Source organism: Colwellia sp. BRX8-7 (assembly GCF_014077275.1).
Taxonomy (GTDB): Bacteria; Pseudomonadota; Gammaproteobacteria; order Enterobacterales; family Alteromonadaceae; genus Colwellia_A.
This window is the reverse complement of the sequence record NZ_JACGVP010000026.1, coordinates 1-13,424: the sequence shown is the minus strand read 5'-3', so window position 1 is coordinate 13,424 and position 13,424 is coordinate 1. Positions and strand designations below refer to the sequence as shown.

Here is a 13,424-nt window from a genome sequence, read left to right as displayed (position 1 = left end):
TTATTATTCCTAATGTAAAATTAATGTTTATATTTGCTTATTAAATAGCCAAGACAGGTTGCGTTAAATTTAAACAAAGCGCTATATCAAAGAAGATGAATACGTATTCAACCATTTTTTGTAGGTGTTTTACCGAACAAGAAACTATATTGAAATTATGATGACCTAGATGAAGATGAAACGTGTTAACAACGTCGGTAACGGGATCACTGACATTATGATAAAGAGATCTTGCTCTCTGGTAACAAGACCTTGCGATAATTAATGTTTTTGCCACAGAAATCTGTGGCAAGCTTAGCTATTTATTAATAAAGTTAGCGATCAGCTGAAAAGTTTGCTGACACTCTTCTGCAACCAATGCATCAAGTAACATATAGGCATGCGTTAACCCATCAAACTGATGATGATGCACCGCTACCCCAACCGCTTTTAACGCTTTAGCATAAGCTAAGCCTTCATCTCTTAACGGGTCGCATCCGGCGGTAATAACTAAGGTTTCGGGTAAAGTCTTGCTTATTTCGCCATATAAAGGTGATGCAGCTTTACTGTTATCACTCGCTTTAAAATACTGATTAAAGTACCAAGTTATTTTATCTTGCTCAAGTAAAAAACCTGAACCATTCTCGGTAAAAGAAGGCTGCTGGCCGGTGTAATCAACACTTGGGTAAATTAAAATCTGCTTATCGATTCTTAAGCGTTTATCTTGCTGGCTTTGCATAGCAAGCGTAGTACAAATAGCGCCGCCAGCACTATCACCGATAATATAAAGTGCATTAGAAAAGTTGAGCCCAGCTAAACAGGCTTGGTAATTAATTAACACCTCTCGACAATCATCGATACCTGCTGGGTAAGGATGCTCTGGTGCTAAACGGTATTCGACACTGATAACAATACAATGACTTTGTGCGGCAATTTTACGACAAATGGGATCGTATAATTCAACACTGCCACACATATGACCACCGCCATGATAATGAATAACTACGGGTAATGCTTCCTCTGGCGCTGGGCTATAAACTCGCACGGCAATAGCGCGTTCTTCTGCTTGCACTGCACGGTCTTGCACAAAACTGAGTGCTGGCCCCTCGCCTATCAAAGGCGCCAATTTATCTAAATTTGAGCGAACCAGTGCAGGAGAAAATTGCACACCTTGTTTTTTTGACTCGGCTAAAGCTTCATTTGCCTGCGCTAAAAAGGGCGCTAATTTTTCTGAAATTACACCTCGCATAATTCATCTTCCTTGTTTTTTTGTTGACCCGTTTCAGTTAAGAAAAAACTACCTATAAAGAAAGTACCACTGACCAAGGTGGTTAAAGCAAATGCCCATGTATAGTCACCTTGGTGAATATCAACTAACTTGCCAAACAGCCATAAAACCAAGGTACCCACCATATAACTTATCGAATAGAACAAACTAAAAACAACGGTTATTTTTTGGCTGGTCATTTTTGACAACTCATGAGGTATTGCCACTAATGCCGTTATTGGAAAGAATATAGAAAAACCTAACACCATAGCACTAAGTGTTTGTACTACTTCTGACGGGCTAAAAGATAAGGTAAACACAGTGATCACAATCAGTAAACCTGACCAACGGATCACAGGCACCCGTAAAGGGAATTTTTTACTGTAAATAATACCGGCTAACGTTCCTATAATTCCAAAACCTATCAATAACGCACTTTGACTGATACCCGCTTTAGGATAGAAAGTGAACAAACATAAATAAAAGGCAAGAATACCTGAATAGGTTAACGCATAGACCCAAGAAAATTTATCTTTTAAGCCATCTGTGTACGAATAATGCGTGTTAATTTCACTTGTATCTTTGGCCTTGCTATGAGGTTTTGCTTCGTCAACAAATAGCCAAGCAATACTTAATGCCAAACTTGCTAATGAAAAAATAATCAAGGTATTTTGCCAGCTACCGGTTAACGAATTAAAGTTACTCATTTGCCATAAAATAATGCCTGTGCCCAAATTAAAAGCAACGGCATTGATCCCGTTTATCGTGGCACGCTCTTCTGGAGGGAACCAAGACATAACGATGGGGTTAAAATATACAATCATAAACGCTCCGCCCAATCCCATTAAAAACCGGCTCACTAATAGCAATTCATAATTGGGCGCAAAAGGTGTTAATAGCCCCACTGAAATTAAAATACCTGATGCAAAAAAAGCATACTTACCCCCTAGTTTTAGGGCTAACCAAGCAGCGGCAAAGGTCCCTACAATTTTAGCTAAGGTAACCGCACCACTAATAAAGCTGGCTGAAGCTAAACTATTAATATTCATTGCCGCCATGATTTGATTCATGCTTGCGGTGCCGCCAACCCATGCCATTGCAAATAAGGTGTAACTAATAAAAACAATGGCTTCTACTAAATACTTGTTACTTATCTTAAGAGTTCTCATATAGATTAATTTCTAATATAGTAATGTCAAAATTCAGCTTAACTAAATAAATTATCTATTGATGTACTACCTTCGTGCACTGTGCTGAAATTTAAGCCATGTTATGATGTCTGCCGCCATTTTATTTGCAGACGTAAAGTTGATATGGGATCGGTATATAGTAAAGTGTTGCTATTTATAAGGTGTTTTCAGTGTTAATTTGGCTTTCTCTTAATACTTGGTTGGTGTCTTTTCTTTCCATAGGTTATTTATTATTATTGTTTGTTGTTGCCTATTGGGGACAAAAGCAAACCACTAAGCAGTGGCATTCTCGCCCTTGGGTTTACAGTTTAGCTTTAGGGGTAAGCTGTACCTCTTGGGCTTTTTATGGCACGGTTGGGCAAGCAGCAACAACCGGCGCTTGGCTTGCTCCCATCTATATTGGCTCAATTTTATGCTTTGTATTGGCTTGGCCGATGTTGCTGCGAATATTACGTATTACCAAGCAACAAAACCTAACCTCTATTGCTGATTTTATTGCTTGTCGCTATGACAGATCGCCAAAAATAGCAGCGACAGTAACCTTAGTCGCCCTTCTGGGCACCATTCCCTATATCGCACTGCAATTAAGAGCTATCAGTAAAAGTTTTGATTTACTCACCGGCACTTACCGCTCAGGAATAAGCACGACCTTTGTTGTGACCTTAGTATTAATTATTTTCAGTATATTATTTGGTGCTCGCCAAGTGGCCGCCAATAAACAAAATCAAGGCTTAGTTCTAGCCATAGCTTTTAGTTCGTTAGTTAAATTATTTGCCTTAACCGCGATAGGCATTTTTGCGACATTCTTTGTTTTTGATGGTATTGGCGATTTAATCAGCCAAGCCGAAACGTCAACTAATTATCAACCGGTAAAAAACACTTATTTTGCAGTATCACAAGCGATACTTGGCGTAATTACTATTTTTATTTTGCCACAGCAATATCACATGTTGATGATAGAGAATCATCAGCAAAAAGAATTGAAAATGGCACGTTGGCTCTACCCCGTTTATTTAATTGCCATTAATTTATTTATCTTACCTATTGCCTTAGCTGGCCAAAGTTTATTTCCGGGTGGTGGTGTTGATGCCGATACGTATGTTATTACTATCCCACTCTTTTTTCAGCAAGCATGGCTTGGTGGCCTCGCTTTTATTGGTGGTTTAGCCGCAGCAACCAGCATGGTCATAGTCGCCACCATAGTACTCAGCACTATGGTAACAACAGAAATCGTTAACCCCTTGCTACTGCACTACAACAGTTATATTAATACCCAGAAAAAACAACTGTCAGGGCTGTTATTAAATATTCGCCGCATAGCAATTGCTTTACTGCTGCTATTGGCTTTTGGCTTTGAGCGGATCGTTAATCAACAAAATCACCTTGCCACCATTGGCCTATTGTCATTCGTACTTCTATCACAATTAGCCCCTTTAGTTGTTGGCGCATTATATTGGCGAAGAGCAACCAGTAACGCCGCTTTTATTGGCTTAATTGTCGGCAGTCTTTGCTGGTTTTATACCTTATTACTACCCAGTTTATTGCCGAACGCTCCGTGGATAACTACAGGATTATTTGGTATAAGCAGCTTACGGCCTTATGCACTTTTTGGTGTCGACTTTCTCGATAATATTAGTCACGGTTTATTATTTAGTTTATTAGCCAATACTTGCTGTTTTATTGGTTTTTCATTATTTGGTCAGCGCAGTGTTGGCGAAAGATTACAAGCAGAGCTCTTTATCAGTAAAAAGCAGGGGGCGATTCAACAAAACTTATCAAGTAAAGACCTTTATCACTTATTGCAACGCTTCGTTAATGATGCAAGCGCCGATGATTTTCATCATAATCATGCAAAACAACTCAGTAATACCGCCGCGAGTCAAAAGCTGGTCGAGTATACCCGCTTGCAGTTATCAAGCGTATTAGGCTCAGCCTCAACGCGCATGGTAATGAAAGCCGCAAGTAAACAACAAGCCTTACCTTTGGAATATGTCGTTAATATTGTTGATGAAGCCAGCAAGTTGTTTCAATTTAATCGCGAATTATTACAAGCCGGTGTAGAAAATATAGAACAAGGTATAAGTGTTGTTGACGCCGACATGCGCTTAGTTGCTTGGAATAAACGCTATATAGAATTACTAGATTACCCAAGCAGTTTAGTTTGTGTCGGTAAACCAATCTCCGAGCTTATTCAATACAATGCCGATCGCGGAGTCATTATTGCTGATAAAGGTAACTCTACAACAAATAGTGCCGAGCATACCGATGATTTTATAACACGCAGAATTGACTATATGCGTAAAGGGAACAGTCATTATTTTCAGCGAGAAATGCCAAGCGGTATTGTCTTAGAAATTAGAGGCCAAGCGATGCCTGGCGGTGGTTTTGTTAGTACTTTCTCAGATATAACCGCACATATAGAAGCTGAAAAAGCTTTACAAAGGGCGAACGAGACCCTTGAACAAAGAGTGATTGAACGAACCCGTGAACTAAACCATGCAAAGGCAGAAGCCGAAACAGCTAATAAAAGTAAAACTAAGTTTTTAGCGGCTGCCAGCCATGATTTAATGCAACCTTTCAATGCTTTATCTTTATTTACCAGTATGCTTAATAAAAAAGTAACCGGTACTCATTTAGAAGAATTAGCCAGCAACATTCGTCATTCACTAAATGCTGCAGAAAGTTTACTCTCAGATCTCGTTGAAATATCTCGCTTAGATGGTAAGTCGCAACACATTGCGATCACCTCTTTTTATGTTGACGAATTATTAGCCCCCTTGAGTAAAGAGTTTTTCTTACTGACAGAGCAAGCTAATCTAACGTTTAGCTATGTAAAATCTAACTGTATTATTGAAACCGACCAAAGATTGTTACGCCGTGTGGTGCAAAACTTTCTCTCCAATGCTATTAACTATTGCCCACAAACCGACCGCCAAGGCAAAGTATTACTTGGCATTAGGCGACAACATGACAAGATCGTTATTGAAGTTTGGGATAATGGACCGGGTATTGCGAAAAACAAACAGCAAACTATCTTCAAAGAGTTTGAGCGCTTAAATGAAACTCAAGACCAACCGGGTTTGGGGCTAGGTTTAGCCATATCAGATCGTATAGCTAAACTTTTAGGGTTAACCATTTCAGTAAAATCTACTGTTGGTAGAGGTTCATGCTTTAGCATTACTCTACCTCGTAGTAAGTTATTACCGGTCAGAGCCTCGGTTGTTAATACTCAAAATAGCATTAGCGCCTCTGCTGAATTTAATCAGTTACCTATTTTACTTATTGATAATGAGCCCTTAATGCTAAAAGCGATGCAATCGCAACTCGCTGAATGGGGGTGTAATGTTATTGCCGTGAGAAATGAAAAACACTTAGCAGAAGTACTAGTTGATAAAGAGTTCAAACCCAAATTAATTATTTCAGACTACCACTTAGATGATGACAAAAATGGCGTTGATTTAGTTCAAAAAACGCTTACTAACAATAAGTGGCAAGCTCCTTGTATTATCTGCTCTGCCGATCCCTCTGAACAAGTGCGAGAACATACCAGCGGTGCCGATTTCTCGTTTATGCGTAAACCAATTAAAGCGTTAGCGTTAAAAAAATTGATGCGACAGTTATTATCGCTTTAGTCATACTAGCAGTGACAGCAAAGTTAGTGGCGCTGCTATTATTTTAAATATATTCCAAAGTCTTTAACAATAATAAAACTACGAATAAAACGTCAAGTATTTCTATCTTTACTGGCTTTAAAATATCTTTGAAAAAAACCTCAAAAATCTGATAAAAGTGTCCGCCACAACAGACACTTTAATTAAGCGAGAATTATTTAATTTATTTCGCATTATGCTTCTACTACTAAAGAGTCACTTCTTTTGCTACCAATATTCGTTAATGTTGTTGAGTTCAAATTTTAAACAGTTTGGATACAAAAATGGAGAGTCCCCCTCAGAACAAGTCAAAAATAAATGACAATAAATAATAGGCTTTTTATGAAACAGGTCCTAATTACACTTTTTTTACATACATTTTAACAACCGTGACTTCCCTCACTCGAACTTATCAAACCGCTTTATGACTAGTGTTTTAGTTGGTAATACGACCGATAGTTCGCCGTAAAGATCAACATTGGCGGCTAATAAAATACCTAGATACAACACTTGCAGTTACTTCCTAATGTTTACTTTATCTTTTGATAAAACTAGCCAATAGACCAAGTAGAAAATATTGAAATAACACTCAAATAATAATAAAACAAAAAGAGATTCATTATGAAAATAAATATCCAATTAAAAGCAATATTAACCGTTACTAGCTTGTTACTCGCCAGTGCAACCGTGCAAGCCAGTTGTCTCGATAACGTGGTACTGGTGCATGGCAATACTGGCACGCCGTCAGATTGGGATAATACCTACGACGCTTTACTCGCGAAAGGCTACAGCAGCAGTCAAATATACCGCCCAGCATGGGGTGGTAGTAATGCCGCTTATAATAATCACAGCGGCTCAGAAGAAACACCTGTTCGAAATGCTATCAATTCAGCGCTTAGTGCGTCATGCACAGGAAAAATTGATGTAATTGGCCACTCTATGGGGGTTACTTTAGCAGCACAACAAATTATTAAACTCAATAAAAGTAGCCAAGTGGATGCCTTTGTCGGCGTTGCAGGTGCTTATCGCGGTTTATGGACTTGTGGCGCATATCCATGGAATGTTTGGATCCCTACCTGTGCCAGTAATGGCTTATCGGTATCAAGTCCATTTCTTGATTGGCTAGGTAATAAAGTCATTGCTAATCGTGTTTATTCTATTAAAAGTTGGGATGATCAAATAGTTTGCGGTAGCGGAACATGTACGGTAAGCGGAGTTCATTCGAGTCAAATACCTAATGAATTAGCCAGCTATACTTATTCACTTGACCATTTTGGTTTACAAACCAATACGGCCAGTAAACAAGTAAGCTTAGTAACAGCACAATAACTCCGTATGAGTTATACAAACCAATACGGCCAGTAAACAAGTAAGCTTAGTGACAGCACAATAACTCCGTATGAGTTATACAAACCAATACGGCCAGTAAACAAGTAAGCTTAGTAACAGCGCAATGACTCCGTATGAGTTATACAAACCAATACGGCCAGTAAACAAGTAAGTTTAGTAACAGCACAATAACTCCGTATGGGTTATACAGAAAAGGGTGGCTAAACAGCCATCCTTTTTTATCTTTATAGTTTTGTTTAGGTGCCTTTACAGACCATTGCGCCCTGCTCGCCCGATAACATAGCTAAGCACGATAAACTACTGCCTTATTGTCTTCTAGCGGTTCTAACAACATTGACAATAATCACTTAGCTTGATTAATTTTCACTCTTTTCTAGTCAAAAATATATGACTAAAACTGCATTTCAGGAACATCATCAGGAATGACTAATTCACCTGCGGTTAGTTTAACAATCTCTGCAACACTCACCCCTGGGGCACGTTCGAGTAGATGAAAACGACCGTCTTTAATCTCAATAAAAGCCAAATCGGTTAACACTTTTTTTATACAGCCTTTACCGGTTAACGGCAGTGTACAATTTGCCAGTAATTTAGAATCACCATGTTTTGACGCATGGGTCATGGTTACTATGATATTGTCTGCGCCAGCAACCAAGTCCATTGCACCGCCCATACCTTTAATTAGCTTACCGGGGATCATATACGAAGCAATATTACCGTTAACATCGACTTCAAAAGCGCCCAGCACCGTTAAATCAACATGACCGCCACGGATCATGGCAAACGACTGTGCAGAATCAAATATTGATGCACCGGTCGCCATAGTCACAGTTTGTTTACCGGCATTAATTAAGTCGGCATCGACTTCAGCTTCACTGGGAAATTGTCCCATACCTAATAAGCCATTTTCAGATTGCAACATTACTTCAATCCCCTCAGGGACATAGTTAGCTACTAAGGTAGGAATACCAATACCAAGATTTACATAGAAGCCATCTTGTAATTCTTGCGCGACACGCTGAGCGATTTGATTTCGATCTAAAGCCATGATTATTCTCCTGTTGTCGTGCGAATAGTGCGTTGTTCAATACGTTTTTCAAAAGTGCCTTGTATAACACGGTTAACATAAATGCCCGGTGTATGGATTTCATCTGGGTCTAGCTCACCTGGCTCAACAATTTCTTCAACTTCTACCACAGTAATTTTTCCTGCGGTCGCGGCTAATGGATTAAAGTTACGTGCTGTTTTTCTGTAAATTAAATTACCAAACTTATCAGCCTTCCAGGCTTTAATAATGGCAAAATCACCGGTAATAGCTTCTTCAAGAATATAATCTCGTCCATTAAATTGACGTTGATCTTTACCTGCTGCCACTAAAGTGCCAACACCTGTTGCGGTATAAAAAGCGGGGATACCAGCGCCACCAGCACGCATTTTTTCGGCTAAAGTACCTTGTGGTGTTAATTCCACATCTAATTCGCCCGACATCATTTGTCGTTCAAATTCAGCATTTTCTCCAACATAAGAAGCAATAATTTTTTTAATTTGCCGCTTAGGTAGCAACAGCCCTAAACCAAAATCATCAACACCACAGTTATTAGAAACTAGCGTTAACCCTTTAATGCCTTGACGCTCGATTTCTTTGATTAAATTCTCAGGAATACCACATAAACCAAAGCCGCCAGCGACCACCGTCATATTGTCGGTTAACCCTGCCATTGCTTCTTCATAGGTATTCACTACTTTATTAAATCCTGCCATTATTTTTATCCAGTTATTAAGGAAGTTGACTTAACAACAGCATTATACAATTGCATAAATATGTAAAATTAATTAATATTAACTATTGATAAATAAAACTTATAACTGGATATTTTAGGATAATTGCATGAATATTACTCTCAAGCAACTACGCACTTTTATCACTATTGCCCAATCTAAAAGCTTTGCCGAAGCCAGTGAAATTTTACATTTATCACAGCCAGCATTAAGTATTAGTATCAAAAATTTAGAAGAGACCGTTGGCGGTAAGTTACTGGCGCGTTCAACAAGAACCTTATCATTAACGCCTGAAGGGCAAATTTTCTTACCAACAGCAAAACGTTTGTTAGCAGACTTTGATGATGCTTTTATTGAGCTTGCTGAGCTGTTTTCTCTCAAACGTGGAAATTTATCTTTAGCCGCAATGCCATCATTTGCGAGTACCCACTTGCCGCAACATTTACTGGCTTTTACAACCCAATATCAAGAAATTAAAGTAAGAGTGCATGATGTTATCGCCGAAGAAGCTGTTGCTATGGTGCAAAATGCTAAGGTAGAGTTTGCGATTACCTTTGATCCTGGTGAATTTGATGATTTACATTTTGAAACACTGTTTAGTGATGAATTACTGGCGGTATTCCCAGATAACCATGACCTAGAACAAGCTGAAGAGTTAACCTGGCAGCAACTCAGCCATTATCCTTTTATTGCCTTGCAACGACCTTCGAGTATTCGCTTACTTATGGAGGAAACATTAGCCAAACAGGCTTTATTTTTAAAGGTAAAGTATGAAAGTAATCAGTTGGCTACTGTCGTTCAAATGGTCGCTAATAAACTAGGCGTTAGTGCAATACCGTCTTTGTACAAACAACAAATACAAGCACTTAACATTCAGCATCGCCCATTAGCTTCACCAACCATTAGTCGTCGTGTAGGAATTGTTACTCGAAAACGTTATCCGTTATCCCAGTCAGCACAGTTCTTTGTTAAATTATTACGTCAGCACTATCACTGATCACGCAAAGCCTTGATAAATTATCAAAGAATAAAACAGAATTAACCGCTGTATTATTACACATTATAGACTTTCATTTTCTTGTGGCGCTAACATCAATTGCTGATAAGCTAAACCCGCTTGAGTGCGGTTATAAACGCCCAGTTGCAGCAAGATTGCTGAAACATGCTTCTTTACCGTATTTTCTTTAATATCTAAAATACCGGCAATTTGCTTGTTTAATTGCCCATCGGCAACATAAGACAAGACCTTGTATTGCTGCGGAGTTAATTTTGCTAATTGCTGAGCCAATAACTTATTTGCAGTAACTTGTTCACTGTCTAATGAAATATCAAAGTTATCAGGTAACCAAGTTCCGCCAGCGAGTACACAATTTATCGCTTGTGCTATGACCGATAAATCAACAGACTTGGGAATAAAGGCCGCCGCACCAAAATTAATCGCTTTTTGCATAATATTAGGTGTTTCATCAGAAGACACCATAATAACAATAAGGTCTGGGTGATTGTTTTGTAGCTGAGTAAGTCCCGTAAAACCATTATTACCTGGCATATGTAAATCAAGAAAAATTATTTCTAAGCCTGGTGATTGTTCTATTTGCTGCAATAAATCACTAAAACTAGACGCTTCAATAATGCTACAGGCAGGCATACATTCGACCACAGCTTGTTTTAACGCCGTACGAAACAACGGATGATCATCAGCAATTACTACTTGCGCTGTACTCATGCTTTATCCTCTATCGGTATATCACAATGTCATTTAATTAATAACATTTTAAGGGATGTTTTTCTACTACGCACTCTTTTAATTTTCAACTAAAATAGTGACTTAACTAAAATTATATCAACAAAAAAGAGCGAGTAAAAACTCGCCCTTTTACAGTTAAAATAACAAACTACACCTAGAAGCTATAACCAACACTAAAGGCAACAGTTGATGGATCACCATAATAACCAATTAACGTAGTATCGCCACCTAAACCTGGTGCGTAGCTACCATCATTATTTTGCTCACCCAGAAAAGCATAATTACCCACTAAATACTCTTCATCGGTGATATTTTTCCAATGTAACGAAGCGGTCCAATCACCATCATTGCTATACCAATTAACGCCAACGTTTAATAAACCGTAACCGTCTTGTGTTAATAAGTTATCTGTTGGTGTTAAGTCATAGTCGCTGCGATAATAGTAATTACCATTAACAACAAAATCACCCATAGTACTTTCGATATTGTAAGCAAAGCCTATATTAGCAGTAGTGTCTGGTGTATTGGTAATAGTGAACGTATCACTAATATCAATAGACTTACCTTCACCATCAAAAGAATTTACTTTTTTAAACGATGCATCAATTAGACCTAAAGTTGCAAATAAATTTAAGTTGTCGGTAACAGAATATTGAACTTCTAGTTCTAAGCCAGAAGCAGTTGATTGCCCAATGTTACCTAAACGTTGACTTAATTCACTACCATCACCACCTTCTACCGGTAATACCGTTACAAATTGACGGTCGGTATGGTCAAGGTAAAATACTGTCGCATTAATTCTTAAATTGTCATTCCATTCACTTTTCACACCCATTTCATATGAATCAACCACTTCTGGGTCTACTGCTGGCTCAGGGCCACTGGCTCTAGGGTTAAACGTTCCTGATTTAAAGCCTTGTGAGTAGCTGGCAAAAAACATCATGTCTGTGGTGTATTGATATTCAACACCAACTCGGGGCGTAAAGCGAGACCAGCTTTCGCTGTCATTAAGCACTTCAGGGAAAGTAATATCACTTCGAACATAACCTGGTACCCAATCACTTTCTGGATAAATAGTTTCATATGCTAAGCCATTATTAACGTTTGCCACTTTTTCTTCATCGGTATAACGAGCACCTAAGGTCATAGAAAGCTTATCGGTAATATTGTACGAGCCTTGTGCATAAACCGCATAACTTTCGCTATTATTACAACCAGTAACTTCACGAGTGAGCCCTGGTAAGCTAAGCGATTTACCTAAATGCTCTAGAATCGCATCAAAGGTCCCACAAGACTCACCGTCAAAGTAATAAAGACCAGAAACAAAAGTTAGGTTGTCTGAGTCATAATTTACTTGAAACTCTTGCGTAAATTGTTCGTCATCATAAATAGCGGGTACATCAAAAATGCGCTCTGGTGTATTATCAAAATCAATATTGGTCTTAGAATAGTTGTCTCGACTCGCTGTAATTGACTTAATTGACCAGGTATCATTAACATAATATTCTGCTGTTAGACTATAGCCTTCTGACTCAACACTGTTCCAAGTAGGCATACTGGTATAAGAATCGTAGACGCTGTCTGGTACAGGTGCGTCAGTAACAATGCTTGGTAAAAGTCTGTAACCTCCCTTCGCATTTGAGTCATCAATTGTTTTATCGTAATTAAAACGAAAGAAAAGATTATCTGTCGGTGTGAATTCAACGGTAAGACGACCGGCAAAAACATCTTTATTGTAGTTCTCTAAATCTTGATCAGGTAATTCAGACTGTAAAAATTCACCGTAGCCGTCACGAGTTAAATTGGCTAAAGCAAAACCCACATAAAGTTTATCTTCGATAACAGGAATTTTTCCTGCTAGTTTATAATCTTGGCGACCATAATTACCAAAGGTTGCTTTGAGGTCGACTTCAACGTCACCTGACATTTTTTTAGTGACGTACTTAATAGCACCGCCTATAGTATTTTTACCATATAAGCTTCCTTGTGGGCCACGTAATACTTCAATACGTTCTACATCAAGAATATCAAGAACCGCGCCTTGTGGACGAGCAATATATACATCGTCAACATAAATACCTACGCCAGGTTCATAACCCCATAATGGATCGTCTTGACCCACACCGCGAATGAATGCGGTTAAGGTTGAGTTAGTGCCACGGCTGCTTTGCAACGTTGTATTTGGCGAAAATTGTTGAACTTCTGTCATGGCACTAATACCATTTTGTGCGAGTTGTTCTGCTCCTACCGATGTAACAGCTACAGGTACATTTTGTAAACTTTCAACTTTTTTACGCGCAGTAACCTCAATACGTTCAAGACCTGAGTCTTTTGCTGCAGCCGATGTGTCTTCTGCTGCTGCAAAAGTTATATTACTGGTTAATGCTGCGGCAATAGCCAAAGCGAGGTAACTTCTATTTTTGTTGTACTGTTTCATGGAGGAAGCCTTATTATAATTTTTA

9 protein-coding genes are annotated in these 13,424 nt (G+C 38.7%); 3 read left to right on the top strand and 6 right to left on the bottom strand.

Annotated features, from left to right (window positions below):
• Positions 1-298: 298 nt before the first annotated feature.
• Together H4J57_RS18170 and H4J57_RS18165 are read right to left on the bottom strand one after the other, a co-directional pair.
• The gene (locus H4J57_RS18170) at positions 299-1,228 is read right to left on the bottom strand and encodes an alpha/beta hydrolase (RefSeq protein ID WP_182217792.1); all 930 of its coding nucleotides are present in this window, start codon (positions 1,226-1,228) and stop codon (positions 299-301) included.
• Positions 1,216-2,415 carry a CynX/NimT family MFS transporter gene (locus H4J57_RS18165; RefSeq protein ID WP_182217790.1) on the bottom strand — a complete coding sequence of 400 codons (1,200 nt, stop codon included), beginning with the start codon at positions 2,413-2,415 and terminating at the stop codon, positions 1,216-1,218. Before H4J57_RS18165 ends, H4J57_RS18170 begins: the two co-directional genes overlap by 13 nt.
• Before the next feature lie 191 nt (positions 2,416-2,606).
• Here H4J57_RS18165 and H4J57_RS18160 point away from each other — a divergent pair, with 191 nt between their 5' ends.
• Together H4J57_RS18160 and H4J57_RS18155 are read left to right on the top strand one after the other, a co-directional pair.
• Positions 2,607-6,068, top strand: coding sequence for a PAS domain-containing hybrid sensor histidine kinase/response regulator (locus tag H4J57_RS18160; protein WP_182243817.1), 3,462 nt, complete (start codon positions 2,607-2,609; stop codon positions 6,066-6,068).
• A gap of 639 nt (positions 6,069-6,707) precedes the next feature.
• Positions 6,708-7,415 carry an alpha/beta fold hydrolase gene (locus tag H4J57_RS18155; protein ID WP_182243816.1) on the top strand — a complete coding sequence of 236 codons (708 nt, stop codon included), beginning with the start codon at positions 6,708-6,710 and terminating at the stop codon, positions 7,413-7,415.
• 412 nt (positions 7,416-7,827) lie between these two features.
• Here the strand turns inward: H4J57_RS18155 and H4J57_RS18150 are convergent, their stop codons facing one another.
• Together H4J57_RS18150 and H4J57_RS18145 are read right to left on the bottom strand one after the other, a co-directional pair.
• Complete coding sequence (locus H4J57_RS18150; protein ID WP_182217785.1) at positions 7,828-8,484, bottom strand: 3-oxoacid CoA-transferase subunit B; 657 nt, start codon at positions 8,482-8,484, stop codon at positions 7,828-7,830.
• A gap of 2 nt (positions 8,485-8,486) precedes the next feature.
• Positions 8,487-9,197 carry a CoA transferase subunit A gene (locus tag H4J57_RS18145; RefSeq protein WP_182243815.1) on the bottom strand — a complete coding sequence of 237 codons (711 nt, stop codon included), beginning with the start codon at positions 9,195-9,197 and terminating at the stop codon, positions 8,487-8,489.
• A 127-nt stretch (positions 9,198-9,324) separates the two neighbouring features.
• Here H4J57_RS18145 and H4J57_RS18140 point away from each other — a divergent pair, with 127 nt between their 5' ends.
• Entirely contained in the window at positions 9,325-10,212 is an 888-nt protein-coding gene (locus H4J57_RS18140) for a LysR family transcriptional regulator (RefSeq protein WP_182243814.1), read from the top strand.
• Positions 10,213-10,275: 63 nt separating this feature from the next.
• On the opposite strand, the gene H4J57_RS18135 is transcribed toward H4J57_RS18140, so the two are convergent.
• Together H4J57_RS18135 and H4J57_RS18130 are read right to left on the bottom strand one after the other, a co-directional pair.
• Complete coding sequence (locus tag H4J57_RS18135; protein WP_182217780.1) at positions 10,276-10,941, bottom strand: response regulator transcription factor; 666 nt, start codon at positions 10,939-10,941, stop codon at positions 10,276-10,278.
• Between the two features lie 175 nt (positions 10,942-11,116).
• On the bottom strand, positions 11,117-13,399 hold the full coding sequence (locus H4J57_RS18130; RefSeq protein WP_182243813.1) for a TonB-dependent receptor: 2,283 nt from the start codon (positions 13,397-13,399) through the stop codon (positions 11,117-11,119).
• Between the last annotated feature and the right edge of the window lie 25 nt (positions 13,400-13,424).